Below are 26,493 nucleotides of genomic sequence, written 5' to 3' on the forward strand. Positions count from 1 at the left end.
CGCCTCGATATGTTCGCTTGCTTCTCAACCCTTGCAGTAATGAGGCAGCCAGGCTTTGCCAAGGGCGAATACACCCGAATCCGGCTTTGCTTTGCAAGATAAGGCACTTGCCGCAACCGCTAAACTTGACGCTTCGATAGTTTCGTGGTGAAGGTCACCCCCTAACTCCCCATGATTTTCCGGAATACAAGATCAGATGACGACCGAACGTTATAATCCGCGCGATGCCGAGCCCCGCTGGCAGGAAAAATGGAACGAAGAAAAGGTCTTCGTGACAGACAATGCCGATCCGCGTGAGAAATACTACGTTCTTGAGATGTTTCCCTATCCGTCGGGCCGCATCCACATGGGCCATGTGCGCAACTACGCCATGGGCGATGTCGTCGCCCGCTACAAGCGCGCCCGCGGCTACAACGTGCTGCATCCGATGGGCTGGGACGCCTTCGGCATGCCGGCCGAAAACGCCGCGCGTGACAACAAGGTACATCCGAAGGAATGGACCTACCAGAACATCGCTTCGATGCGCACCCAGCTGAAGGCCATGGGCCTGTCGCTCGACTGGAGCCGCGAGTTCGCGACCTGCGATGTCGATTACTATCATCGTCAGCAGATGCTCTTCATCGACATGATGGAGAAAGGCCTGGTCTACCGCAAGAAGTCCAAGGTCAACTGGGACCCGGTCGACAACACCGTTCTCGCCAATGAGCAGGTCATCGACGGCCGCGGCTGGCGCTCCGGCGCGCTCGTGGAGCAGCGCGAGCTTATACAGTGGTTCTTCAAGATCACCGAATTCAGCCAGGATCTGCTGGATGCCCTGGACACGCTGGACCATTGGCCCGAAAAAGTGCGGCTGATGCAGAAGAACTGGATCGGCCGCTCCGAGGGCCTGACCGTCCGCTGGGAAATCGTGGCCGAAACCGCCCCCAATAGCGATCGCGAGATCACGGTCTACACGACCCGGCCCGATACGCTGTTCGGCGCCTCCTTTCTGGCGATCTCGGCTGACCATCCGCTCGCCAAGGAAGCGGCCGCCAAGGATCCGGCGATCGAGGCCTTCTGCGAGGAGTGCCGGCGCGCCGGTACATCGCTCGCCGCCTTGGAAACGGCGGAAAAGAAGGGCATGGATACCGGTATTCGGGTTCGCCACCCCTTTGACCCGTCCTGGGAATTGCCCGTCTACATCGCCAATTTCGTGCTGATGGACTATGGCACGGGCGCCATCTTCGGCTGCCCGTCCGGCGACCAGCGCGACCTGGATTTCGCGCGCAAGTACGGCCTGCCCGTCGTTGCCGTCGTCATGCCGAGGGATGGTGATGCCGCAAGCTTCAGCATCGGCGACACCGCCTATGATGGCGATGGCGTAATGATCAACTCCCGCTTTCTCGACGGCATGGGCATCGAGGAAGCCTTCGAGACGGTGGCGGCGAAGCTCTCGGAGACGAGCCTTGGCAATGCGCCGCAGGCCGAGCGCAAGGTGAATTTCCGCCTGCGCGACTGGGGCATTTCCCGTCAGCGCTATTGGGGCTGCCCGATCCCAGTGATCCATTGCGACGATTGCGGCGTGCTGCCGGTGCCGAAGCAGGATCTGCCGGTCCGGCTGCCCGACGACGTGACCTTCGACCAGCCAGGCAACCCGCTCGATCGGCACGCGACCTGGCGGCATGTCGCCTGCCCGCAATGCGGCAAGGATGCACGGCGTGAAACCGATACGATGGATACTTTCGTCGATTCGAGCTGGTATTTCGCGCGCTTCACCGCGCCCTGGGAAAGCCAGCCGACGGATCAGAAAGCGGCCAATCACTGGCTGCCCGTCGACCAGTATATCGGCGGTATCGAGCACGCGATCCTGCACCTGCTCTATTCGCGCTTCTTCACCCGCGCCATGCGTGAAACCGGCCATCTCGACGTGAAGGAGCCCTTCAAGGGCCTGTTCACGCAAGGGATGGTGGTGCACGAGACCTATAGCCGCGGCAATGGCCTGACGCGCGAATGGGTTTCGCCGGTGGATATCAAGATCGAGGAAGTGGACGGCCAGCGCCGCGCCACGCTGCTGTCGACTGGCGAGGACATCGCCATCGGCTCGATCGAGAAAATGTCGAAGTCGAAGAAGAACGTCGTCGACCCGGATGACATCATCGCTTCCTACGGCGCCGATACGGCCCGCTTCTTCGTGCTCTCCGATTCGCCGCCCGATCGCGACGTCATCTGGTCGGAAGCGGGCGTCGAAGGCGCGCATCGTTTCACCCAGCGCATGTGGCGGCTGGTCTCCGAAGCCGCCGACGCCCTGAAGACCGTTGAACCGACTCCGGCTAAGGAAGGCGAAGCGCTGGCGATTTCGCAGATCGCCCATCGCACGCTGAAGGCGGTTCAGGGCGATTACGACAAGCTCGCCTTCAACAAGGCCGTGGCACGCATCTACGAATTCGTCAATGCTCTCGCCACCCCGCTAAGCAAGGTCGCGGCTGGTGAGGCGGATGGCGCCTACCGCTCCGCGGTCCGCGAGGCCGTCGAAATCCTGATTGCGCTGGTTGCGCCGATCACGCCGCATCTGGCTGAAGAATGCTCGGCGGCGCTCGGCAACACGCACATGATCGCGACCAGTGCCTGGCCAGCCTATGACGAGGCACTCGTCATCGAAAACGAAATCGTCTATCCCGTTCAGATCAACGGCAAGAAGCGCGCCGAATTGACAATCGCGCGCGATGCAGATCAGAATGCCGTGCAGCAGGCCGTGCTCGCCCTGGATGCCGTTACGAGCGCATTGAATGGTCAGGCGCCAAAGAAGATCATCGTCGTTCCACAGAGGATCGTAAACATTGTCGTCTGATAGTCTTTTCAAGTTCGCCCGCGTCGCCGGCGTCGCTTCCCTTGTGGCTGTTGCCGGCCTTCTGTCCTCCTGTCAGGTTCGGCCGCTCTATGCCGTCAGCACGGGCGTTACGCAGAAGCTTTCGGAAGTCGCTTTCTCCGACGTCGGTTCGCGCGTCGGCCTGCAGGTCCGCAATCAGCTGATCTTCATTGCGGGCCGAGGCGCCGGCGAAACGAAGACGCCGAAATATACCGTCGATCTCAGCGTTGCCTCCGGTACGGGAGGCGTTATCTACCTGCCGTCGTCCAGTACGTCGGCAGCCGGCCGTACCACAGTGACTGCGTCCTTTACGCTGAAAGAAGCCGTCACGGGCAAGGTCCTTAAATCAGGCAGCCGCTCGGTAACGTCGCTCGTCGATTTCCCGACGCAGGAATTCGCCAAGCAGCGCGCGATCCGTGATTCGGAAGACCGTGCGGCCCGCGAAGTTGCCGAGATGGTGGCTGCCGACATAGCAGCCGCGCTCAGCCACTGACAAAGAGCGCGGCATGGCGGAAATCAAGTCTCACGAATTCGACGGATTCCTCCAAAATGCCGCGCGAAACTACCGCATCTTTGTCATTTATGGGCCGGATCGCGGCCTGGTATCCGAACGTGCCGCGCAAATAGCCGGCAAAACCGGTGTCGACCTGAACGATGCCTTCTCCCTTATCAAACTCGACGTCGCGGACCTGCAGAATGATGCCGGCCGCCTGCTTGATGAAGTGAATGCCATTGGTCTGTTCGGCGGCGAGAAGCTCGTCTGGATTCGCGGTGCCGCCAACGAAAAGGCACTCATCGATTCGCTGCAGATCGTTGCCGACAATCCTCCGGATGCCAGCTTTGTCATCATCGAAGCCGGCGACCTCAAGAAAGGATCGGGGCTGCGCAAGGTCGCGGAGCCGGCTCGCAGCATCGCCACCATTCCTTGTTATGCCGATGATGTCAGGGCGCTCAACAGCTTGATAGATACTGAGCTGGCAAACGAGGGGCTGCGTATCACGCAGGCCGCTCGCCAGACGCTGCTGGAGCTTCTCGGAGGCGATCGCATCGCGTCCCGCAACGAGGTGCGCAAGCTTGCCCTATATTGCCGCGGCCAGGACATGATCGAGGAGCAGCATGTCATCGAAATTATCGGTGACGCTAGCGCCGTTTCCGCAGATGACGCCGTCGATGCCATTCTGAAGGGTGATTTGGAAGCTTTCCTGCGCGCCATGCAGAGGATCGCTTCATCTAAAACTCCAATGTTCCTCGTGCTTCAAGGCTGTCTGAGGCAGTTTCAGATGCTTGACACGATGCGAGCTGAGATGGATGAAAAGCGGCTCGCCCCTGCTCAGGTCATGCAGACACATGGCCGTCATCTGCATTTCCGGCGCAAGCCCATCATCGAACAGGCACTGAGAAGCTGGACCGCGCCCGCCATTGCCCGGGAAATGAACAGATTGCAGACAGCTATTCTGCAGACACGCCAGCGTGCCAGCCTGGAAGATACCATTGCCACTCAGACCCTGTTGGCAACCACCTTGCAATCGGCCCGAAAGGGTTGATGTCTCACCGGAAATGACCAGCCCAAGAGGCCACAGGGCTATTTCTAGAGCAATTCCAAGAAAGTGCGTAGCGGTTTTCCGTCCGGAATTGCGTCGAAGCAAAGGGTTAGAGCGTTTCCGCTTTTCTTCGAATCGCGGAAACGCTCTAATGGATCCGGTTTTTCCTTGGTCGGCTGACTGCCTTCAGCGCCGCTCCAGCAGCCGGCAGATCTCCTCGAGCTGCTCCAGCGTCTTATAGCTGATCTTCACCTGGCCGCCGTTGCCGCGATGATTGATCGAAACATCCAGGCCGAGCGTATCGGAGAGCGTGCGCTCCAGCGCCAGCGTATCGGAATCCTTCTCGTCCTTACGGGCACCTACGGGACGGGGATCGTTCTGCGCCTTGATGTCATTCTGCGCCAGCCGCTCGGCATCGCGCACCGACATGCCCTTGGAAACAATGGTGCGGGCCAGCGAGGCCGGATCGGATGTCGATACCAGGGCACGCGCATGGCCGGCAGAAAGACTGCCGCCGGCAAGCATATCGCGCACCGGATCGGGCAGCTTCAATAGTCGTAGCGAGTTAGCGACATGGCTGCGGCTTTTGCCAATGATTTCGCCGAGATCGTTTTGCGTATAGCCATGCTCGGCAATCAACTGTTCATAGCCCAATGCCTCTTCCAGTGGGTTGAGGTCGGCACGCTGGACGTTTTCAACGATTGCAATTTCGAGGGCGGTCTTGTCATCGACATCCCGGACAATGACCGGAATTTCGATCAAGCCGGCAAGCTGTGCCGCTCTCCAGCGTCTTTCGCCGGCTATGATCTCATAGCGATCCGCCGAAATCGTCCGGGCTACAACCGGCTGGACGATGCCGTGCTGGCGGATGGAGCTGGCTAGATCATGCAGCTCGGTTTCATCGAAATAGCGCCGCGGGTTTCGCGGGTTACGGCTGATGAATTCGATCGGCACCAGACGATCCGGGTTGACGGCTGATTTGCCCGCATCCACCGGTGTCGGCTGGTCCATCTCTCCAATGAGAGCCGCCAGTCCGCGCCCGAGACGTCGCTTCGAAAGATCATCATTCATCACCGATACTCACTCTGGAACAATTACTATCTCATGCGGCAGCCTTGCGCTGCCGTTCTCTCTGGATCACTTCCGAGGCCAATTGCAGATAGGCCTGGCTGCCTGCGCATTTCAGGTCGTAGAGAATGGCCGGCTTGCCATAAGAAGGCGCCTCAGACACGCGTACGTTGCGTGGGATCAACGTATGGTAGACTTTCTCACCCAGATGGGTGCGGACATCGCTGACCACCTGCTGGGCCAGATTGTTGCGGGAATCAAACATCGTTAAAACAATCCCCTGAATATCCAGGGACGGATTGACCGTGCGGCGAACCTGATCGACGGTTTCCAGGAGCTGACTGAGGCCTTCCAGTGCGAAAAATTCGCACTGCAACGGCACAAGCACGGAATGTGCCGCCGCCATGGCATTCATCGTCAGCAAATTGAAGGATGGCGGGCAATCGACCAGGATATAGGAAAAGGCGAGGGCTTCCGGTGTATTCAGCGCCCGGCGAAGCTTAAAGACACGATCCGACTGCTGTGCGATCTCCATCTCAATACCGAGCAGGTCCATTGTCGATGGCACGATGAAGAGATTGGGGACGGCGGTTTCCTGTACGGTATCCATGATCGAATGAGTGCCGACCAGAAGATCGTAGGAGGATAGCTTGCGATCCCGCCGTTCGATACCGAGACCCGTGCTGGCATTACCCTGTGGATCGAGATCAACGATCAGGACGCGCTCGCCGATCGCGGCAAGCGCAGTCGCCAGGTTGATGGCGGTCGTTGTCTTGCCGACGCCACCCTTTTGATTTGCGATGGTAATAATCCGGTTTCGCTCGCCGATCATCTGCCGCATCCAATTATGGTTAATTCAGGCGTCGCAGGCGAGTGAGCTCCAAAATGACGGAATCTCGCTCGACGACACTCCGATGTTTTACCAGATCGAATTCCCAACGACCACGGGCTTTCGCGAGCTCGCGTTCGTAATCCCGGCCTTTATGCAGGAAAAGGCGCAGATTTTCATTGCGCTCGCGCCAGGGCGCCGCGTAATCCAGCAGCAACTCCAGTTCCGCGAGAGCTCGCGCCGAGATGACATCGCAATGCGTGATGATGCCGGGTGCCTCTTCGATGCGAACCGCATGAACCGCGCCTCGGGCTTCGCATTCCCGTAGGCATACGCGCAGGAAAGCGGCCTTCTTCTGATTGCTCTCGATTAAATCGACATGTCCGGCGCCCGTTTCAGCCAGGAGAATCGCCGTTATCACCCCGGGAAAGCCGCCGCCGCTACCTAGATCGACCCAATGGCTCGGCGTGGGATGGAGCTGAAAGATCTGTGCACTATCGGCAATATGACGGCGCCAGAGGTCGTCAATGGTAGAGGGCGCCACAAGATTGATAGTTTTCGCCCACTTCTGGAAGAGTTCGGCAAAATGCTGCAGTCGTTCCTGTGTTTCACGTGAAACACGTACACCGTTCAATTCCATGCTTTGGACTCTCTAACCTTGTAGTATCAGGATACGAGCTTCTGTGCATCCTGATTGCCCATCTTTCTCAGATGCGCCAGCAATAGAGATATGGCCGCCGGAGTCATCCCATCGATCCGCGACGCTTGAGCAATGTTCTTGGGATTTGCTGCGGCCAGCTTCTGCTTCAGCTCGTTGGACAGTCCTGAGAGAACAGCGAAGTCGAAGTCGGAGGGAATAGCACGCTCTTCCTCTCTCCGGGCCTGGGCTATATCGGCTGTCTGTCGATCCATATAAACCGCATAGGCCGCTTCGATCTCGACCGCTTCGGCAATGCCCCGTTCCATGGATTGCAGCTCCGGCCAAAGCCGCGACAGTGCTTTGATCGATTGCCCCGGATGCGAGAGCAGCTCATAGGCGGAACGCCACTGACCATCCTTGTTCAGATGCATCCCGGCTTTTTCGGCTTCGCTTGGAGTGACCTTCAAACCTTTCAGGCGAATGCGAGCTTGCTCAAGCTTCGCCAAATACCGATCGAAACGCGATGCACGATCAGCACCAACGCAACCAATAGACAAGCCAATCGGCGTCAGGCGCACATCCGCATTGTCAGCCCGCAGCGAAAGGCGATATTCTGCGCGGGAGGTAAACATACGATAGGGTTCCGCAACACCGCGCGACGTCAGATCATCGATCATCACACCGATATAGGAGTCCGTCCGGCTGAATTGGATGGCTTCACCCCCCGAAGCAAGACGCGCGGCGTTCAAGCCGGCAACGAGGCCCTGCGCGCCAGCCTCTTCATATCCCGTCGTGCCGTTGATCTGACCAGCCAGGAAGAGACCCGGAATCTTTTCCACCTCTAGGGAGAGTTTCAGCTCGCGCGGATCCACGTGATCATATTCAATGGCGTAGGCGTGTTGGAGGATTTTGACTCGTTCCAGACCCGGAATGGTTTTGATGAACTCCTCCTGAACATCCTCGGGAAGGGAGGTTGATATACCGTTGGGGTAAACGGTCGTATCATCGAGGCCCTCCGGCTCCAGGAATATCTGGTGGCCATCACGCTCACCAAACTTCACGATCTTGTCTTCAATGGAGGGGCAATAGCGCGGTCCGACGCCTTCGATCTGCCCGGAATACATCGCCGAACGTTTGAGATTATCGGCAATGATCCTATGCGTCTCCGGGGTCGTTCGCGTCACCCCGCATTCGATTTGCGGATTCACGATGGAATCTGTCATGAAAGAAAAGGGCGTGGGATCTTCATCCGCACCCTGTCTTCCAACGGCGTCCCAGTCGATCGTCGTACCGTCGAGGCGAGCCGGGGTTCCCGTCTTCAAGCGACCGAGGGCAAGCCCATACCGCAGCAGCGTTCCCGAAAGGCCCACCGAAGGCTCTTCGCCGACGCGGCCTGCCGGAATTTTCTTGTCGCCAATATGGATAAGACCGCGGAGAAACGTTCCGGTGGTCAGAACGACGGCGCCACAACGGATGACCCTGCCATCCTTCAACGTGACTGCGGACACGCGCCCTCGCTCAAGGATGAGATCAAATGCATCACCCTCAATGACGTCGAGATTGCCGATCGCACCGATTTCGGCCTGCATGGCCAAACGATAAAGCTTACGATCCGCCTGCGTACGCGGTCCGCGGACAGCAGGCCCTTTCTTGCGATTGAGCATCCGGAATTGAATACCGGCCGCATCGGCAACCCGCCCCATCAAGCCGTCGAGCGCGTCGATTTCCCGTACGAGATGACCCTTGCCGAGACCGCCGATCGCGGGGTTGCAGGACATGACGCCGATCGTGTCTCGCTTATGTGTCACCAGTGCGGTGCGCGCGCCCAGACGCGCAGCCGCGGCCGCGGCCTCGCTGCCGGCATGGCCGCCTCCCACAACGATCACATCATATACTTCATCGAACATCATCAAGTCCTCGGTCGTGCCGTCTGTTTGGCACACCAATTTCAGGAGTCAAGAAGGTTTCACGTGAAACGCCGATCCGTCAAACCAATCGGACATGTTTCACGTGAATCACTTGCCGATACAGAATTCCGAGAAAATGACATCCAGCAAATCCTCGAGATCGACGCGCCCCGTTATGCGTCCTAGGCTCGTGGCTGCCTGCCGCAAATACTCAGCCCTGATATCGAGACCCCGATCCTCGGAAGCAAGTGCTGCCGCAACGGCGGCGAGACTCTCGTTGAGTAGCGTCCTATGCCGCAAGCGGCTCGGCAATGCCAACGATAGAGATTCTGAACGATCTTGCAGATCTTGCCGAAGAAATTGGTGCAGCGCCGACAGTCCGCCGCCGGTCTCTGATGAGATAAGCACGTCATATTCACCGCCGCCTTGACCATGATGCAAGTCCGATTTTGTCCCCAGCGTGACGATCTTGCCCGAGAAACCGGGAAAATCCAGCTGCGGACGATCGCCGATCTCCGCCAATGACAGAACAAGATCGGCATCAGCGACGGTCTTAAGGGCGCGGCGTATCCCCTCGCGCTCGACAATTTCGTCGGTTTCCCGCAAGCCGGCCGTATCATAAAGCTTGACGGCATATCCCTCGATATTCAGGTCGACATGCAGAACGTCCCGCGTCGTTCCGGCAATGTCCGTGACGATTGCCACCTCACGCTTTGCCAACGCATTCATCAAGCTGGATTTGCCGGCATTCGGCGGCCCGGCAATCACCACCTTCAAACCGTCGCGGATAATCTCACCAAGATCAGCACCCTTGAGATGATCAGACAGCTCGGAATGCAGGCGCTTCATATCCGCCCATACCATATCCGATACGGAGCCGGGCACATCGTCCTCGTCAGCGAAATCCAGCTCCGCTTCGATCAGCGCACGTGCACGCGTCAGCCGGTCAGCCCAGCCATTATAGAGCTCCGATAGTCCACCAGCAGCGTGTTCCAACGCGAGCCGGCGCTGCATTTCTGTCTCGGCGCCAATGAGGTCCGCTAGGCCCTCCACCTCGACAAGATCCATTTTGCCGTTCTCAAGCGCACGGCGCGAGAATTCTCCATGTTCCGCAAGACGGCACCGATCGAAGGTGGCGAGCTCCGCCAGAAGCGCATTCACGACGGCTTTGCCGCCATGAACATGAATCTCGACGCAATCCTCCCCGGTAAAAGAGGCTGGCCCCGGAAAAATCAGAACAAGTCCCCGGTCGATGGTTAAACCGTTACGAGTCCGAATCGTTTTAAGCATAGCCTGTCGCGGGGTAGGCAATGTCCCGGCAAGGGATTGAGTGACGGGAAATGCCGAGCGCCCACTAATGCGGATCACGGCGACGCCGGCCGGCAAGCCGCCGCTGGAGAGTGCATAGATTGTGTCGTCTGCCGCCATTGAATTGATCCGTATCCGAATCGATCTCCGTCGATTATCTCGCCTCAAGGAATCCCGCTCATTAAAACGAAATCGGGGCCGCTAAAAGGCGACCCCGATCATAGCATGTTAACAGTATCTCCAAAGCGGGCTGCCCGAAGAATCCGGCTAATGATTATGTGTTCATCGAGTCGAAGAAATCCGGGTTGTTCTTCGTCTGCTTGAGCTTGTCGATCAGGAACTCGATTGCGTCCGTCGTGCCCATCGGCGCGAGGATGCGGCGCAGGACGAAGATCTTCTGGAGATCCTGGCGCGGCACCAGCAGGTCTTCCTTACGCGTACCGGATTTGAGAATATCCATCGCCGGGAAGATACGCTTGTCGGCTACCTTGCGGTCGAGCACGATTTCCGAGTTACCGGTACCCTTGAATTCTTCGAAGATGACTTCGTCCATGCGGCTGCCGGTATCGATCAGCGCCGTTGCGATGATTGTCAGCGAACCACCTTCTTCGATGTTACGGGCGGCACCGAAGAAGCGCTTCGGGCGCTGCAGGGCGTTGGCGTCGACACCACCGGTCAAAACCTTACCGGAGGAGGGAACGACGGTGTTGTAGGCACGTCCGAGGCGGGTAATCGAATCGAGCAGGATGACGACGTCGCGGCCATGCTCGACGAGACGCTTGGCCTTCTCGATCACCATTTCGGCGACCTGGACATGGCGCACGGCCGGCTCGTCGAAGGTCGAAGAGATGACTTCGCCACGGACGGAGCGCTGCATGTCGGTCACTTCTTCCGGGCGTTCATCGATCAAGAGAACGATCAGATAGCAGTCCGGATGATTGGCGGTGATCGAATGGGCGATGTTTTGCAGGAGAACGGTCTTGCCCGTACGCGGCGGTGCAACGATCAGACCACGCTGGCCCTTGCCGAGCGGCGCGACAAGGTCGATCACGCGGGGCGAAAGATCCTTCGACGTGGGTACGTCGAGTTCCATGCGGAAACGCTCGTTCGGATAGAGCGGCGTCAGATTGTCGAAGTGTACCTTGTGACGGATCTTTTCCGGGTCGTCGAAATTGATGGTGTTGACTTTCAGCAGAGCGAAATAGCGCTCGCCTTCCTTCGGTCCGCGGATCGGTCCCTCGACCGTGTCGCCCGTCTTCAGCGAGAAGCGGCGGATCTGGGAGGGAGAGATGTAAATGTCGTCCGGACCGGGAAGATAGTTTGCATTCGCGGAACGCAAGAAACCGAAGCCGTCCTGCAGAACTTCGACGACGCCCTCGCCGATGATTTCTACGTCCTGGCTCGCCAGTTCCTTCAGGATTGCAAACATCAGTTCCTGTTTGCGCATCGTGCTGGCGTTTTCGACCTCGAGCGATTCGGCGAAGGCCAGGAGATCGGTCGGGGATTTATTTTTCAGTTCCTGAAGCTTCATTTCAGCCATGAAGGGAATTACTCGTTTTTTTAAGAGGGGAAAGGCAATGTTGCTCGTATTCAGAACCGCGATTGGGGCGCTCGCGGGCGACAGAATGGAATACATGCCACGAAGAGAAGATGGCGGGAAAATAGCGACTCACTTTCCGAACCGCAAGGGGGGCACGCAAAATGAAGGAAATTTAACGCGCCCCTAATTCAGCCCACGCTTCACGCAAACGGCTTTACGACCACGAGGATGACGATTGCGATCATCAGAAGCGTCGGCGCTTCGTTCATCATCCGCCAGTACCGGGCGGAATGCTTGTTTTCGTCACGGGCAAAGGCGCGCACGGCGCCGCTGAAATGACCGTGAACGGCCGAAAGCAACACAACAAGCCCGATCTTGGCATGCAGCCAGCCGCCCTGGAAATCATAGACCGACCAGGCGAGATACAGCCCGAAAATCCAGGTCAGAATCATTGCCGGGTTGATGATGTAGCGCAGCAGCCGCTGCTCCATCACCTTGAACGTCTCGGATTGCTGCGAGCCCGGCTCGGCATCGGTATGATAGACGAAAAGCCGCGGCAGATAGAACATGCCGGCCATCCACGAAATGACCGCGATGATATGCAGCGCCTTGATCCAGAGATAAAGATCGGCCGGATGCCAGGCGAACAGGCCAATCGCCAAAACGGCAAAAATGAGGATCATGAAATACGCGCGTCGTCCGGCTCTTTGGCCCGGAGCGGTGTCCGTCTGCTTCTCCACCGTCATCGGTTCCTCCATCCCCGCACGCGCTCGACAAGCACCGCGACATTGTCGGGATCGGCCTGTGGCGTTATCCCATGCCCAAGATTGAAAATCAGCGGCCCCTGTCCGAGATGCTGCAGAATATCGTCGATCCCGTCCTCCAGCGCCTTGCCGCCAGCAACTACGCGCATGGGATCGAGATTTCCCTGAACAGGTCCGTCCTTCTGAAGCTCCTGCGCAAAAGCGAGCGGCACCGACCAGTCGAGACCGATCGCATCGGCACCCGTCTTCTGCCGGTAGGTTTTCAGCAGATAGCCCGCACCCTTGGCGAAAGCGATCACCCGGGCCTTTGGCCGCCGTGCCTTCACCGACGCAATCATTTTCGCAACCGGCTTGACCGCGAAAGCCTCGAATTCCTTCTCGCCAAGCACGCCGGCCCAGGAATCGAAAATCTGCACGGCATCGGCGCCGGCATCGATCTGCTCCACGAGATAATCGGCGGAGATATCAGCAAGCAGCATCAAGAGATGCTCGAACGCTTGAGGATGGCGATAGGCAAACAGCCGGGCAGGGGCCTGATCGGGCGTGCCATGGCCGGCGATCATGTAGGTCGCAACGGTCCAGGGTGCCCCGCAGAAGCCGAGAAGCGTCGTCTCCACCGGCAGCTCCTGGCGCAATCGTCGTACCGTCTCCATGACCGGCGCCAGATGCGCCATGATGCCCTCCGGCTTCAACGCCAGGATCCCTGTCTCATCGATCGGATCCATCTCCGGCCCATGCCCTTCGGTGAAGCGAACGTTCCGCTTCAATGCGTCAGGGATGACCAGGATGTCGGAAAAGAGAATGGCGGCATCGAAGCCATAACGCCGGATCGGCTGCAGCGTCACCTCGACCGCATGGTCGGGCGTATAACAGAGATCGAGGAAGCTCCCCGCCTTCGCGCGAGTTTCCCGATACTCGGGAAGATAACGGCCCGCCTGCCGCATCAGCCAGAGAGGGGGAGGGGTGAGCGTTTCGCCGCTCAGCACTCGCATGATCTTCCGGCGTTCATCGCTCACAGACGTCGTCCTATATAAAATCAAAGATATATAGAAAGGTTTCTATTTCTTAGAGTCGGTGAGTAGCAAGGATTAAAGTTCATCCCTTGCCTGTCCAATTTGTCGCGCCTTGCGCATAAATCTGGAGAGATTTCGAAATCGCAATTCGATATGTGGAAAAGAAAGGCGATTTTCTAATCTTTTTAGGAGGTTGAAGAGAAATTTGGCTCTTCTCCTTCTGGGGACAAGTCGGGGATGAACGAGGCATTGCCGATCTTGTCCACATTGCCCACAGCCGCCGCGAAAGCGTTCTCTCGAAAATCCCAAATGTGGAAAACTCGGCCGTTTTCCACTTGCCGAGGACGGGCCCCTTCTCGTACCTCTCTTTTCTCCCGAGATATCAACAGGTGATGGAAAGTAGCGTGGAAAACCGAACGAGCTTCTTTCATCTGCACCTGATTTCTGACTCAACGGGTGAGACTCTCATCTCCGCCGGTCGCGCCGCCTCGGTGCAATTCCATGCCAGCCAGCCGATCGAGCACGTTTATCCGCTGATTCGGAATCGCAAGCAGCTGCTGCCGGTTCTGGAAGCGATCGACAACAGCCCCGGCATCGTCCTTTATACGATCGTCGATCGTGAACTCGCCGATTTCATTGCCGAGCGGTGCAAGGAGATGGGCGTGCCCTGCGTCAATGTTCTCGAACCGGTCATGAATGTCTTCCAGACCTATCTCGGCACGGCATCGCGCCGCCGGGTGGGCGCGCAGCATGTGATGAATGCCGACTATTTCGCCCGCATCGAAGCGCTGAACTTCACCATGGATCACGATGACGGGCAGATGCCGGATGATTATGACGATGCCGATGTCGTCATCATCGGCATCAGCCGCACCTCGAAAACGCCAACAAGCATCTATCTGGCCAATCGCGGCATCAAGACCGCGAATATCCCCATCGTCCACGGCGTGCCGTTGCCGGAGAGCTTGAGCAGGGCGACGAAGCCATTGATCGTCGGACTGGTGGCAACGACGGACCGGATCTCGCAGGTACGCGAAAACCGCATTCTCGGCACGACGCCCGGTTTCGATCGTGGTGACTATACGGATCGCGCCGCCATCTCCGAAGAGTTGAAATATGCCCGCTCGCTCTGTGCGCGGCACAATTGGCCGATCATCGATGTCACGCGGCGCTCGATCGAAGAGACCGCTGCCGCCATTGTTGCCCTGCGCCCCAAGCTGCGTTAAGCGCTGCACATTATTATCTCGGAGGCAGCCGTCATGACCGTGCCCCTTATTCTTGCATCATCCAGCCCGTTCCGACGAGTGCTGATGGAAAATGCCGGATTGCATTTCCAGGCCATAGCCGCCGATATCGACGAACGCGCGATCGAAGCCCCGCTCGAACGGGATGGCGCCAGTCCGGATACCGTCGCGCTCGTACTGGCGAAGGCGAAGGCGAAGGACGTCAGCGATCGCTTCCCCGGTTCGCTCGTCATCGGTTCGGATCAGACCATGTCGCTCGGCGTCCAGGTCTTCCACAAGCCGAAGACGATGGCGGATGCGGAAAATCATCTGCGGACCCTCTCGGGCAAGATGCATCGCCTGAACAGCGCCATCGCGCTCGCGCGCAATGGCGATATCATCTGGGAGCATGTGTCTCACGCCGATCTGACCATGCGGGAGCTCCCGGCTGATTTCATCCACCGGCATCTCGGCCGCGTCGGAGAGAAGGCATTGTCTAGTGTCGGCGCCTATCAGCTCGAGGGAGAGGGCATCCAGCTCTTCTCGAAAATCGACGGCGATTATTTCACGATTGTCGGGTTGCCGATGTTGCCGCTGCTTGAAAAACTGCGCGAATTGGGGGCGATCGATGGATGATTCACGTGAAACACCGGTCGTAAACGCTTTCGTAACGGGTTATCCGATCAAGCATTCGCGCTCGCCGCTGATCCACGGTTACTGGCTGCGGCAGCTTGGCGTGGCCGGCAGCTATCGCGCGCATGAAGTTTCCGCAGAGGACTTCGCTGCCTTCATCGCGTCTCTGAAAGCTGGCACCAGCGGCTTCGTCGGCGGCAATGTCACAATCCCTCACAAGGAAGCGGCGTTCAAACTCGCCGATCGGCCGGACGTGCTTTCGGAAGAACTTGGCGCATCCAACACATTATGGCTCGAAGACGGACTACTGCATGCGACGAATACCGATGGCGGCGGTTTCACGGCGAACCTCGATGAGCGGCATCCCGGCTGGGATCGCAGCGATAGCGCCGTGATCCTCGGGGCGGGCGGCGCCAGTCGGGCGGTGATACAGGCCGTGCGCGATCGCGGCTTCAGGGAAATTCATGTCGTCAACCGCACGGTCGAGCGGGCGCGGGAATTGGCGGATCGGTTCGGCGAACGGGTTCATGCCCATCCGATGGCAGCGCTCAAGGATGTCATGCAAGGTGCCGGCCTTTTCATCAACACGACCTCGCTCGGCATGGACGGCGAAGCTGCGCCGCCTATCGATTTCTCGCCTCTTGCACAAGGGGCTGTCGTCACCGACATTGTCTATGTACCCCTGAAGACGCCGCTTCTGGCGCAGGCTGAGGAACAGGGTTTTGCCATCGTCGATGGTCTTGGCATGCTGTTGCATCAGGCCGTACCGGGTTTCGAGAAATGGTTCGGAAAGCGTCCGGTGGTTGATGATACTTTAAGGGCGTTGATCATCGCGGATATGGAAAAGCATTGATGATCAGGATCGGGCTGACGGGATCGATCGGCATGGGAAAATCCACCTCGGCGAAACTCTTTGCCGAAGCCGGAATCCCGGCGAACGATTCCGATGCGGTCGTGCATGATCTTTATAGCGGCGAAGCGGTTCCTCTGGTCGAGGCTGCCTTCCCCGGTACGACCGGCAATGGCAAAGTCGACCGGCAGGAACTCAGCTGGAAGCTTGCGGGCGATCCCTCCGGTTTCAAGCGTCTCGAAGCCATTATCCATCCGCTCGTTCGTGAGCGTGAGCGCGAGTTCTTGGAACGTCAGCGGCAGGCAGGCGCCGATATGGTGGTGCTGGATATTCCGCTTCTGTTCGAAACCGGCGCGGACGAGAGGGTCGATAAGATCGTCGTCGTCAGCTGTGATCCACAGATTCAGCGACAGAGGGTGCTTGCCCGACCGGGCATGACGGAGGAAAAATTCAACATGATTCTCTCCCGGCAGACGCCGGACGCGGAAAAGCGGGCGCGCGCCGATTATGTCATCGATACGGGCGGAAGCATCGATGCGGCGCGTGAGCAGGTGAGAGAGATCATTGCGGATCTGCGGCGCAAGCAACAGATCGAGACATAGGAAAGCGGAACCGAATGCGCGAAATCATCTTCGATACGGAAACCACCGGGCTCGACAACAGGGCAGACCGTATCATCGAAATCGGCGGCATCGAGCTCTTCAACCATTTCCCGACCGGCAAGACGCTGCATCTGTTTATCAACCCCGGCGACCGCAAGGTTCATCCCGATGCGCTTGCTGTGCACGGCATCACCGATGAATCACTGAAGGATAAGCCGGCCTTCGAAATCGTCGCCGATCAGATCCTCGAATTTTTCGGCGATGCCAAATGGATCGCGCATAACGCCACCTTCGATATGGGTTTCGTCAACGCCGAATTCGCAAGGCTCGGCCGGCCGCCGATCCTCCCGGATATGGTGATCGACACCTTGGCCATGGCGCGGCGCAAGCATCCCATGGGTCCGAATTCGCTGGATGCGCTCTGCCGCCGCTACGGCATCGACAATTCGCATCGCACGAAACACGGAGCCCTGCTCGACTCCGAACTGCTGGCTGAAGTCTATATCGAGATGATCGGCGGCCGGCAGACCGCGCTCGGTCTCGGCAGCGTCATCGGTTCGTCGTCGCGCTCGCGACAGAGCGAGGATGCGGAGGATGTTGTCGCCGATATCTTTACTCGGCCCAATCCATTGCCGAGCCGGTTGAGCGAGGAAGAACTTTCAGCTCATGCCGCGCTTATCGCCAAGCTCGGCGCAAAAGGGATCTGGTCGAAATATGGCGCTTCCGAATAGAGCGTCTTTTGAGCATCAAAAGAAAATGCCCGGACGTGATCCGGGCATTTTCGTTTCCAGAAAAATAGAAATCCAGGCTCAGTTCGGAACGGCCGAAACCTGGGCACGGGCCTGTTCTTCGGCCATGCGCTGCGTGAACATCTGCGCGAAATCGATCGGGTCGATCATCAGCGGCGGGAAGCCGCCATTGCGCGTGACATCGGCGATGATCTGGCGCGCGAAGGGGAACAGCAGGCGCGGGCATTCGATGAAGAGCAGCGGCAGCATGTGTTCCTGCGGGAAGCCGGTGACGCGGAAGACGCCGCCATAGACCAGCTCGGTATGGAAGAGAACGCGCTCGCCGTCCTTGGCTTCGGCGTTCAGCGTCAGCACGACGTCGAAATCCTCGTCCGACAACGGGTTGGCGTTGACATTGACGTTGATATTGATGTCGGGAGCATTTTCCCGGGCCTGAAGCGAGCGCGGAGCACCCGGATTTTCGAAGGAAAGATCCTTGGTGTACTGAGCAAGGATGCTGAGGCTCGGGCTGGCTGCGCCGTTGCCGTTGGTCTCGTTGGCCATGGGGGTGTCCTCTCACGTCTCGATGGGTGTCGCCATCTAGCATTTAGAATAGGGGCTTACAACCCTTATGGCCCGGCGCTCGAGCGCGCTGTACTAGTCCTTCAGACGCTTCTGATCGGACCATGGCGAGTTGCGGTCCGGCTCGCGATGGAAATCGCTTTCGTCCAGATCGACGACGGTTCCGGGATTATTCGGCCGGTCTTGAGGACCGGCGCCCGGACCCTGTCCTCGCCGGAAGGGGCGCGAATTGCCGACGACGACGATGCGCCTGCGCAGGACCGTCCAGGCGAGATCGCGCACCGCCGGAATGAAAAGCAGCAGGCCGATGATATCGGAAATGAAGCCAGGCAGCATCAGGAAAAAGGCGGCGACGACGATCATGGCGCCATGCACCATCTCGCGGCCGGGATCGCCGCCATTGCGGCTTTCGGCCGAGATACGCTGAAGGATCCCGATCCCTTGAATTCTGAGGAGAGCGGCACCGAGCAGCACGCTGAGGATGACGAGCCCCAGTGTGGCCCAGACGCCGATCATCTTTCCGACGACGATGAATCCGGCGATCTCCGCCAGAGGCATCAGAGAAACGAAGATAGGAAGAAGCGATAGGCGCATGTTACGGTGGTCCTGAAAGCGGGTTTCTTCGCCTAAGCGTTGGTTTCTCGCGTATCATAAAGAAACTGGTCCGCTATTTGAATGATAGAAGGATGCAGACTATATGGGGATTGAACTTTTAATTTTAACGGTGGTTCCGATACGAGATGGGTGCAAACGACTTTGTGACGATCTTTTTCCTGGTGGCGGCGGTGCTGATCTTCTTTCAGCTGCGCAGCGTTCTTGGCCGCCGCACGGGGAATGAGAAGCCGCCGCGCGATCTCTATGGTTCTGCAGATCCGGCAAATGGTCCGACGCCGCCGGATGCCGGCAAGGTCGTGACCCTGCCGCGGCGCGATACGACCGAAGAGGAAGACCGTTTCGCTGCCATCGATACCTTCACCCCGGCCGGTACGCCGCTGAACGAATCGCTGCGTGAGGTGAGCAAGGCCGACCCTGCCTTCAATCCGAAGGAATTCGTCAACGGCGCCCGCATGGCCTATGAAATGATCGTCATGGCCTTTGCCGATGGCGATCGCAAGTCCTTGAAGGGACTGCTGTCGCGCGAGGTCTATGACGGTTTCGATGCCGCCATCGCCGATCGCGAGGCCAAGGGCGAGAAAGTCAAATCGACCTTCGTCGGCATCGACAAGGCTGATATCCTGAGCGCCGAGATGAAGGGAACGGAATCCTTCATCACCATGCGCCTCGTCAGCCAGATGATTTCCGCCACCTATGACAAGGCCGGTGCCTTGATCGATGGCGATGCCGAAGCCGTGGCCGAGATCAGTGACCTCTGGACCTTCGCCCGCGACACGCGTTCGCGCGATCCGAACTGGAAACTCGTGGCGACCGAATCCGAACAATGACGACCCCATCGCAGGAATTCAGGCTGGAGCCGGCAACCTTCGCCGATCTGAAGGGCTGGAAGGACGATGATCCTTCCAGCCTTTTTCGCGCGATGAGGGACTGTCGGTCCTATATCCGTGAAGTCAAACCCTATCGCACGGGTGCGGTGGGACTGACTGTGGATGATCTCCTGACGCTCCTCGATGCCGCCGAAGGATGGGAACCGCGCGATGCGGTGGAGGCCCGGGCTTTTTTCGAGGAGCATTGCCGGCCTTTCTTCATTCGCCGTGGTGGCGGCGCGACCGGTTTCGTGACTGCCTTCTACGAGCCGGAAATCGAAGTTTCGGCCGAGGCGGATGAAACCTACAGCTATCCCTTTTATCGCCGCCCGGCCGATCTGATCGATCTCGATAACAGCAACCGCCCGGCCGACCTCGATCCGTCCTACATGTTCGGCAGGCTTCAGGGCGGTTCGATTTCCGCCTATCCCGACCGCGGCGAGATCGATCGCGGCTATCTGGAAGGGAAAGGGCTGGAAATCGCCTGGGCGAAATCCAAGGTCGATGTCTTCTTCGTGCATGTGCAGGGCGCGGCGCGTCTGCGCTATCCGGACGGGCGTCTCGGCCGCATCACCTATGCCGCCAAGGCGGGGCATCCCTTCTCGGCCGTCGGGCGCTTGCTCATAGAGCGCGGCTTGCTGGATCGCACCACGATCTCCATGCAGACGATCCGCAACTGGCTCTATGCGCATGCGGATCAGGTCGACGAGATCCTCTGGCATAATCGATCCTATATCTTCTTCCGCGAGGCCGATGTCAGCGATGTGGCCCTGGGTCCAATCGCGGCCGCCAAGGTGCCGCTGGTATCAGGCCGGTCCCTTGCGATCGATCGGCTGATCCACACCTTCGGCTTCCCCTTCTTCATCCGTTCGGAAAGCCTGACGCATCTCGATGCCGGCAAGCCTTTCGCGCGGCTGATGCTGGCGCTCGACACGGGCTCGGCGATCGTCGGGCCGGCGCGCGGAGATATCTTTACCGGTTCGGGCTATGATGCGGGAGAGCTCGCCGGCACCGTGCGCAATGACGCCGATTTTTATATACTTATTCCGAAGGCGGCGGTGCAGAGGTTCGGCTGATGGCCCCGGAACGGCAGAACAAGGATCGAAAGCTCAGCGCGGAAGACCGCATCCTCTGGGGTAAGGTTGCCAAGAGCACCCGCCCCATGCCGGGCCGAATGGCTGATATCGAGGCTTTTGAAGCGGCGCTGCAGGCGGAAGCCGAAAGCGAGGAACGCGCCCGCAACACAAAGGCAAAATCGGCGTCTGTATCTGCAGAAGCGTCGGAAGCCCCTGCGCCCGTAAAGCAGCCGGCCGGCCGCCATCATCCGCTCGAGCGTCCCGTCAAGCGCAAGATCGCCAAAGGTCATCTGGCACTCGAAGCCCGGATCGACCTTCATGGCCTCATCCAGAGCGAGGCGCATTCCATGCTTCTGGATTTCCTATTGCGGGCTCATAGCCGCGGCCTTCGCCATGTGCTCGTCATAACGGGCAAAGGCAGCTCCATGGGCAGCGAGGGCGCGCTGAAGCGCGCCGTACCACTCTGGTTTTCCAAGCCTGAATTCCGCTTCCTGATCTCCTCCTATGAGACAGCTGCGCAACATCACGGCGGCGAGGGTGCGCTTTATATCCGCCTGTCGCGCCTGAAGGGGGAGAAGCCTTGACCCCGTTCGGCGAAGCGGTGCGCAAGCTGCGGCTGCGCAAGGGCGTCTCGCAAAAGCAGATGGCAGCTGCTCTTAATGTGACTCCGGCTTACTTATCCGCCTTAGAACATGGAAAGCGCGGCTTGCCGACCTTCGATCTGCTGCAGCGCATCGCCGGATATTTCAATATCATCTGGGACGAAGCCGAAGAACTCTTCCTGCTGGCCCGGTTTTCCGATCCACGCGTCGTCGTCGATACGTCCGGGCTTGCACCCGAATATACGGCCTTCGTCAATCACTTGGCCGGTAGGATCCGTGGCCTTGACGCCGCGACGATCCGGGAACTGACGCGGGTTTTGGAAAATGCCGGGAAAACCGGCTGAAAACCGCCTTAATCCCCTGTTTTATACCTGATTCCGGGGCCTTCCATTTGGAACTTCAGGGCGAAACATCCTATATACAGGCTAGGAAAAACCGCTGATTCGTTGGAGTCGGATGATTTTAGGTCGGTACGACCTAAAATCCGAATCCGCTCTAAACTCAAAGAAGTATGATGTCGTTCCGAAACCGATCACATTTTTCGGCATCATGCTCTAGGGATCGGCAGGGTTCTCTAAAACACTGGAAAGACTTCAATATATGAGCGACACATCCGTAACCGATAATGGTGGCAACGCCGAATATGGCGCAGACTCCATCAAGGTCCTCAAAGGCCTCGATGCAGTGCGCAAGCGTCCCGGCATGTATATCGGTGACACGGATGATGGCTCGGGCCTGCATCACATGGTCTACGAGGTCGTCGACAACGCGATCGACGAGGCCTTGGCCGGCCACGCCGATATCGTGACGGTGACGCTCAATCCCGATGGCTCGGTGACGGTCACGGATAACGGCCGCGGCATCCCCACGGCCATTCACAGCGGCGAAGGTGTTTCGGCAGCTGAAGTTATCATGACCCAGCTTCATGCTGGCGGTAAGTTCGACCAGAATTCCTACAAGGTCTCCGGCGGCCTGCACGGCGTCGGCGTCTCCGTCGTCAACGCGCTGTCCGTCTGGCTGCGCCTGAAGATCCGCCGTCACGGCAAGATCCATGAAATGAGCTTCACCCATGGCGTGGCCGATGCGCCGCTGAAGGAGACGGGTGATGCCGGCGATGCCACCGGCACCGAAGTCAGCTTCATGCCGAGCTCCGAAACTTTCACCATGATTGAGTTCGATTACAGCACGCTCGAGCATCGGCTGCGCGAGCTTGCCTTCCTCAATTCCGGCGTCCGCATCCTTTTGACCGACAAGCGTCATTCCGACGTCAAGCAGGAAGAGTTGCTTTACGACGGCGGCCTGGAAGCCTTCGTTTCCTATCTCGATCGAGCCAAGAAGCCGCTCGTTCAGCAGCCGGTGTCGATCCGCAGCGAAAAGGACGGCATCACCGTCGAAGTGGCGATGTGGTGGAACGACAGCTACCATGAAAACGTGCTCTGCTTCACCAACAACATCCCGCAGCGTGACGGCGGCACCCATATGGCCGGCTTCCGCGCGGCCTTGACGCGCCAGATCACCTCTTATGCGGACAGCTCGGGCATCACCAAGAAGGAAAAGGTGACGCTGACGGGTGACGACTGCCGCGAAGGCCTCACCGCCGTGCTGTCGGTCAAGGTTCCCGATCCGAAATTCTCCTCGCAGACCAAGGACAAGCTGGTTTCCTCCGAGGTTCGCCCCGTCGTCGAAAGCCTCGTCAACGAAGCGCTCAGCACCTGGCTCGAAGAACATCCGTCCGAAGCCAAAGTACTGGTCGGCAAGGTCGTCGAGGCCGCCGCCGCCCGCGAAGCTGCCCGCAAGGCGCGCGAACTCACCCGCCGCAAGGGCGCTCTGGATATCGCCTCGCTGCCTGGCAAGCTTGCCGATTGCTCCGAGCGCGATCCCGCCAAATCCGAAGTCTTCCTCGTCGAGGGCGACTCGGCAGGCGGTTCGGCCAAGCAGGGCCGGTCGCGCGAAAACCAGGCCATCCTGCCGCTGCGCGGCAAGATCCTGAACGTCGAGCGCGCCCGCTTCGACAAGATGCTGTCGAGCCAGGAAATCGGCACGTTGATCACCGCGCTCGGCACGGGCATCGGCAAGGACGAGTTCAACGCCGAGAAACTGCGCTATCACAAGATCATCATCATGACGGACGCAGACGTCGACGGCGCGCATATTCGCACGCTGCTTCTGACCTTCTTCTTCCGTCAGATGCCCGATCTCATCGAGCGCGGCCACCTCTACATCGCCCAGCCGCCGCTCTATAAGGTGACGCGCGGCAAGTCGGTGCAATATGTCAAGGACGAGAAGGCGCTGGAAGAATATCTGATCGGCCAAGGCACCGACGATGCAAGCCTGCATCTCGGCAACGGCGAAGTGCGCGCCGGCCAGGATCTGCGCGAGGCGATCTACGACGCGCTGCGCCTGCGCACGCTGATCGACAATCTGCATTCCCGCTACAATCGCTCCGTGGTCGAGCAGGCCGCCATCGCCGGTGCTCTCAATGCCGAAATGGTCAGCGATCCCGCCCGCGCCGAAGTGCTCGTCAATGACGTTGCCAGGAGGCTCGACCTCATCGCCGAAGAGACCGAGCGCGGCTGGACCGGCGCCTTGACGGGTGAGGGTGGCCTGCGTTTCGAGCGCACGGTCCGCGGCGTCAAGGAAGTCGTCTTCCTCGATATGGCGCTGATCGGCTCACAGGATGCCCGCCTCATCGACCAGCTCGGCACACGGTTGAAGGAAGTCTACGTCACGCCGCCGAAGCTTGTCCGCCGCGATGGTGAAACCGAGATCTCCGGTCCGCGCAAGCTGCTGGATACGATCTTTGCCGGCGGCCGCAAGGGCCTGACGCTGCAGCGCTATAAAGGCCTCGGCGAAATGAATGCCGAGCAGCTCTGGGAAACGACGCTCGATCCGAATGTTCGCTCCCTGCTGCAGGTGAAGGTGACCGACGCGACCGATGCCGATGGCCTGTTTGCCCGGCTCATGGGCGACGAAGTCGAGCCGCGGCGCGAGTTCATTCAGGACAATGCGCTGAACGTCGCCAATCTCGACATCTGATCGCTTGAGCGCTCGACGAAGATCAAAAAGGCCCGCGAATATTTCGACGGGCCTTTTTCTTTTCTATCAATTACTTGGCGATGAAGGTGCCGTTGAAGGCCAGTTCCGAAAGCGGCTTACGCTGGCTTGGCACCTCGCGCTCGCGCAGCTTTTCCGGAAGCTGGTTTTTGTCGCCGACCTTGCCGATCGCGACGGCGGCTTCGACGCGGAAACCGTCGGGAATGCCGAGAACTTCATAGGATTTTTCGACGTGGAAGCCGGTCATGCCATGGGCTTCGTAGCCGGCTAGATGCGCCTGGATCGCCAGGAAGCCCCAAGCCGTTCCCGCGTCGAAGGAATGGCTGTAGCTGGGCTTCTGTTCGGCCGAGCCGAGCTCGCCACTGTGGGTGCGCGAAATGACGAAAAGCAGGGCGGATGCGGATTTTACCCAGCCCTGGTTGAAGTCGATGAGGACGCTCAGGAACCTGTCCCAATGCTCCGAGCCGCGCAGGGCATAGAGGAAGCGCCAGGGCTGCAGGTTCGAGGCGGAGGGTGCCCAATGCGCTGCTTCCAGAATGGTCAGCAGATCGGCTTCCGGCATGCTCTCGTTGGAAAAGGCGCGAGGAGACCAGCGGTCGAGAAAGAGCTTGTCGATAGGATATTGGGATTCGCGGCTGTTGCTTGATGTCACGGGGCTTCTTTCCTTAGAGAGGATCGGCCGCGGGCGGTCAAAACCGGCCGTTGGCTGGTTATAATACAGGATGAGAACTTAAACTCGGGCAGTCCAGGCCACGTCGAGCTCTTCGCGGAAGGCGAAGCGCTTGAGGTGATCGGCGACGACAGTCTGCATGCGCTCGAGATCTTCGGGCTTCTCGACTGTCAGCGTCATGATCAGGGTGCCAGGCTCGGCCGCCAGATCGAGCGAGTTTCCCGGGCTGAAGGGCACCTTGCCGGCGGCCGCGTCGAATTCCACGCTGAAGCGGTGGCTCCAGTGCTTGCAGAGCTGCTGGAGATAGCGGCTGGCATGGTCGGTTTTAACGTTGGAAACGGATGTCGCCATGGGATGATGCTCCAATAAACCTGATCGCAAAACCTGATCGCAGTCAGCACTTTCCATACATAGGGCCATCCGCATCCTTGAGGTAGACAGTCTGTTTCAAGTTTGCGTTATTCCGGTGAAATTCTGTTCCGCTATGCTGTCCTCATGAGGGAACGCGCGCGAGTGGAGACAAAGCCTTGCTGGTAAATGGGAAATGGACTGAGGATTGGCAGCCGGTCCAAGCCAAGGACGAGAAGGGCGGCTTCGTCCGCCAGACTTCGAGCTTTCGCAATTGGGTCACGCCCCATGGTCGCGCAGGACCGACGGGTGAAGGACGCTTCAAGGCAGAGGCCGGCCGCTATCACCTTTATGTCGCACTGATCTGCCCTTGGGCGTCGCGCACCCTGATTGGCCGCAAGCTGAAGGGGCTGGAAGAGGTCATTTCCGTTTCCGTCGTCGAACCTATCCTGTCCAAGCAGGGCTGGCGGTTCGGCGATTATCCCGGCACCACGAACGACCCGATAAATGGCGCCACCTACATGCACGAGATCTATACGAAAGCCGATCCGGCCTTCACAGGCCGCGCCACGGTTCCGGTCCTTTGGGACAAACAGACCGGCACGATCGTCAACAATGAATCATCGGATATCCTGCGCATGCTGAATGACGGCTTCGGCGATCTCGCAAGGCATGACATCGATCTTTACCCAGCCGGCAAGCGGGAAGAGATCGACCGTTTCAATGCCCGGATCTACCCCGCCCTCAACAACGGCGTTTATCGCACCGGTTTCGCCACGACGCAGATCGCCTATGAGGAGGCCTTCAATGAGGTATTCGATTGTCTCGATCAGGTCGAGACGGAGCTGGAGGGCAAGGATTTCCTCTTTGCAATCAATCCCACCGAAAGCGATATCAGGCTGTTCGTCACCCTCGTTCGTTTCGACGTCGCCTATCACGGCCTGTTCAAGTGCAATCTTCGCCGCTTGTCGGACTATGCCAATCTGCAATCCTTCTGCCGTCGTATGCTGGATTGGCCGGGCATTGCGGAAACGGTGAATTTCGATCATATCAAGCGCGGCTACTACTCGATAGCGACGCTCAATCCCGCAGGCATCGTGCCGCTTGGGCCTGCTCTCGACGAGCTGTTCTGATACTCGACCGCCCTCCAAAACCGGTCTAAGGTCCGCCTCGTTCGACGAAGCGGGGG

The 26,493-nt window shown here is 58.9% G+C and carries 26 protein-coding genes; 14 read left to right on the top strand and 12 right to left on the bottom strand.

The window, feature by feature from the left end; all coding sequences use genetic code 11:
- Nucleotides 1-196: 196 nt before the first annotated feature.
- Genes leuS through holA form a run of 3 tightly spaced genes read left to right on the top strand, consistent with a single transcriptional unit; the run spans nt 197 to nt 4,389 of the window.
- Entirely contained in the window at nt 197-2,827 is a 2,631-nt protein-coding gene (gene leuS, locus FP026_RS28760) for a leucine--tRNA ligase (protein ID WP_149637972.1), read from the top strand.
- Nucleotides 2,817-3,338 carry an LPS assembly lipoprotein LptE gene (gene lptE, locus FP026_RS28765; RefSeq protein WP_149637973.1) on the top strand — a complete coding sequence of 174 codons (522 nt, stop codon included), beginning with the start codon at nt 2,817-2,819 and terminating at the stop codon, nt 3,336-3,338. The genes leuS and lptE overlap by 11 nt, the downstream gene beginning before the upstream one ends.
- Nucleotides 3,339-3,351: 13 nt before the next feature.
- Nucleotides 3,352-4,389 (top strand): DNA polymerase III subunit delta, encoded by a 1,038-nt coding sequence (holA, locus tag FP026_RS28770; protein ID WP_149637974.1) that lies wholly within the window; start codon nt 3,352-3,354, stop codon nt 4,387-4,389.
- Between the two features lie 183 nt (nt 4,390-4,572).
- On the opposite strand, the gene FP026_RS28775 is transcribed toward holA, so the two are convergent.
- From FP026_RS28775 to hemE, 8 genes are all read right to left on the bottom strand, one after another.
- Entirely contained in the window at nt 4,573-5,457 is an 885-nt protein-coding gene (locus tag FP026_RS28775) for a ParB/RepB/Spo0J family partition protein (protein WP_149637975.1), read from the bottom strand.
- A gap of 31 nt (nt 5,458-5,488) precedes the next feature.
- Complete coding sequence (locus FP026_RS28780) at nt 5,489-6,286, bottom strand: ParA family protein (RefSeq protein ID WP_149637976.1); 798 nt, start codon at nt 6,284-6,286, stop codon at nt 5,489-5,491.
- Nucleotides 6,287-6,305: 19 nt separating this feature from the next.
- On the bottom strand, nt 6,306-6,923 hold the full coding sequence (gene rsmG / locus FP026_RS28785; RefSeq protein ID WP_149637977.1) for a 16S rRNA (guanine(527)-N(7))-methyltransferase RsmG: 618 nt from the start codon (nt 6,921-6,923) through the stop codon (nt 6,306-6,308).
- Nucleotides 6,924-6,949: 26 nt separating this feature from the next.
- Complete coding sequence (gene mnmG / locus FP026_RS28790) at nt 6,950-8,830, bottom strand: tRNA uridine-5-carboxymethylaminomethyl(34) synthesis enzyme MnmG (RefSeq protein WP_149637978.1); 1,881 nt, start codon at nt 8,828-8,830, stop codon at nt 6,950-6,952.
- A gap of 108 nt (nt 8,831-8,938) precedes the next feature.
- Nucleotides 8,939-10,258: a tRNA uridine-5-carboxymethylaminomethyl(34) synthesis GTPase MnmE gene (gene mnmE, locus FP026_RS28795; protein WP_188112711.1), complete on the bottom strand. Its 1,320-nt coding sequence runs from the start codon at nt 10,256-10,258 to the stop codon at nt 8,939-8,941.
- Between the two features lie 154 nt (nt 10,259-10,412).
- The gene (gene rho / locus FP026_RS28800; protein ID WP_015341775.1) at nt 10,413-11,678 is read right to left on the bottom strand and encodes a transcription termination factor Rho; all 1,266 of its coding nucleotides are present in this window, start codon (nt 11,676-11,678) and stop codon (nt 10,413-10,415) included.
- Nucleotides 11,679-11,878: 200 nt separating this feature from the next.
- Nucleotides 11,879-12,424: a protoporphyrinogen oxidase HemJ gene (gene hemJ / locus FP026_RS28805; RefSeq protein ID WP_188112712.1), complete on the bottom strand. Its 546-nt coding sequence runs from the start codon at nt 12,422-12,424 to the stop codon at nt 11,879-11,881.
- Nucleotides 12,421-13,458, bottom strand: a complete 1,038-nt coding sequence (gene hemE / locus FP026_RS28810; RefSeq protein ID WP_149637979.1) for a uroporphyrinogen decarboxylase — start codon at nt 13,456-13,458, stop codon at nt 12,421-12,423. The genes hemJ and hemE overlap by 4 nt, the downstream gene beginning before the upstream one ends.
- A gap of 401 nt (nt 13,459-13,859) precedes the next feature.
- On the opposite strand from hemE, the gene FP026_RS28815 reads away from it, so the two are divergent.
- The 5 genes from FP026_RS28815 to dnaQ are packed head-to-tail and all read left to right on the top strand — an operon-like array spanning nt 13,860 to nt 17,494.
- Nucleotides 13,860-14,681: a pyruvate, water dikinase regulatory protein gene (locus FP026_RS28815; protein ID WP_149637980.1), complete on the top strand. Its 822-nt coding sequence runs from the start codon at nt 13,860-13,862 to the stop codon at nt 14,679-14,681.
- A 33-nt stretch (nt 14,682-14,714) separates the two neighbouring features.
- Nucleotides 14,715-15,314: a Maf-like protein gene (locus tag FP026_RS28820; protein WP_149637981.1), complete on the top strand. Its 600-nt coding sequence runs from the start codon at nt 14,715-14,717 to the stop codon at nt 15,312-15,314.
- On the top strand, nt 15,307-16,164 hold the full coding sequence (locus FP026_RS28825; protein ID WP_149637982.1) for a shikimate dehydrogenase: 858 nt from the start codon (nt 15,307-15,309) through the stop codon (nt 16,162-16,164). Before FP026_RS28820 ends, FP026_RS28825 begins: the two co-directional genes overlap by 8 nt.
- On the top strand, nt 16,164-16,763 hold the full coding sequence (gene coaE, locus FP026_RS28830; protein ID WP_149637983.1) for a dephospho-CoA kinase: 600 nt from the start codon (nt 16,164-16,166) through the stop codon (nt 16,761-16,763). The genes FP026_RS28825 and coaE overlap by 1 nt, the downstream gene beginning before the upstream one ends.
- 14 nt (nt 16,764-16,777) lie before the next feature.
- On the top strand, nt 16,778-17,494 hold the full coding sequence (gene dnaQ / locus FP026_RS28835; protein ID WP_149637984.1) for a DNA polymerase III subunit epsilon: 717 nt from the start codon (nt 16,778-16,780) through the stop codon (nt 17,492-17,494).
- A gap of 78 nt (nt 17,495-17,572) precedes the next feature.
- Here the strand turns inward: dnaQ and secB are convergent, their stop codons facing one another.
- Nucleotides 17,573-18,055: a protein-export chaperone SecB gene (gene secB / locus FP026_RS28840; RefSeq protein ID WP_112339883.1), complete on the bottom strand. Its 483-nt coding sequence runs from the start codon at nt 18,053-18,055 to the stop codon at nt 17,573-17,575.
- 93 nt (nt 18,056-18,148) lie between these two features.
- The gene (locus FP026_RS28845; protein WP_149637985.1) at nt 18,149-18,667 is read right to left on the bottom strand and encodes an FxsA family protein; all 519 of its coding nucleotides are present in this window, start codon (nt 18,665-18,667) and stop codon (nt 18,149-18,151) included.
- Between the two features lie 146 nt (nt 18,668-18,813).
- Here FP026_RS28845 and FP026_RS28850 point away from each other — a divergent pair, with 146 nt between their 5' ends.
- The 5 genes from FP026_RS28850 (at nt 18,814) to gyrB (ending at nt 24,268) form a co-directional block, all read left to right on the top strand.
- Nucleotides 18,814-19,515, top strand: coding sequence for a Tim44/TimA family putative adaptor protein (locus FP026_RS28850; RefSeq protein ID WP_149637986.1), 702 nt, complete (start codon nt 18,814-18,816; stop codon nt 19,513-19,515).
- Nucleotides 19,512-20,630: a murein transglycosylase A gene (gene mltA, locus FP026_RS28855; RefSeq protein ID WP_149637987.1), complete on the top strand. Its 1,119-nt coding sequence runs from the start codon at nt 19,512-19,514 to the stop codon at nt 20,628-20,630. The genes FP026_RS28850 and mltA overlap by 4 nt, the downstream gene beginning before the upstream one ends.
- Nucleotides 20,630-21,214, top strand: coding sequence for a Smr/MutS family protein (locus FP026_RS28860; protein ID WP_149637988.1), 585 nt, complete (start codon nt 20,630-20,632; stop codon nt 21,212-21,214). Before mltA ends, FP026_RS28860 begins: the two co-directional genes overlap by 1 nt.
- On the top strand, nt 21,211-21,576 hold the full coding sequence (locus FP026_RS28865) for a helix-turn-helix domain-containing protein (protein ID WP_149637989.1): 366 nt from the start codon (nt 21,211-21,213) through the stop codon (nt 21,574-21,576). Before FP026_RS28860 ends, FP026_RS28865 begins: the two co-directional genes overlap by 4 nt.
- 256 nt (nt 21,577-21,832) lie before the next feature.
- Nucleotides 21,833-24,268 carry a DNA topoisomerase (ATP-hydrolyzing) subunit B gene (gyrB, locus tag FP026_RS28870; RefSeq protein WP_149637990.1) on the top strand — a complete coding sequence of 812 codons (2,436 nt, stop codon included), beginning with the start codon at nt 21,833-21,835 and terminating at the stop codon, nt 24,266-24,268.
- A 70-nt stretch (nt 24,269-24,338) separates the two neighbouring features.
- On the opposite strand, the gene FP026_RS28875 is transcribed toward gyrB, so the two are convergent.
- Both FP026_RS28875 and FP026_RS28880 read right to left on the bottom strand, forming a co-directional pair.
- Nucleotides 24,339-24,938: a nitroreductase family protein gene (locus tag FP026_RS28875; protein ID WP_149637991.1), complete on the bottom strand. Its 600-nt coding sequence runs from the start codon at nt 24,936-24,938 to the stop codon at nt 24,339-24,341.
- Nucleotides 24,939-25,016: 78 nt separating this feature from the next.
- Complete coding sequence (locus FP026_RS28880; protein WP_149637992.1) at nt 25,017-25,307, bottom strand: DUF2218 domain-containing protein; 291 nt, start codon at nt 25,305-25,307, stop codon at nt 25,017-25,019.
- 176 nt (nt 25,308-25,483) lie between these two features.
- Between FP026_RS28880 and FP026_RS28885 the strand changes: the two genes are divergently transcribed.
- Complete coding sequence (locus FP026_RS28885; RefSeq protein ID WP_149637993.1) at nt 25,484-26,437, top strand: glutathione S-transferase family protein; 954 nt, start codon at nt 25,484-25,486, stop codon at nt 26,435-26,437.
- Nucleotides 26,438-26,493: the final 56 nt, after the last annotated feature.

The organism is Martinezella tropici, from assembly GCF_008370325.1.
Lineage (GTDB): Bacteria > Pseudomonadota > Alphaproteobacteria > Rhizobiales > Rhizobiaceae > Rhizobium > Rhizobium tropici_B.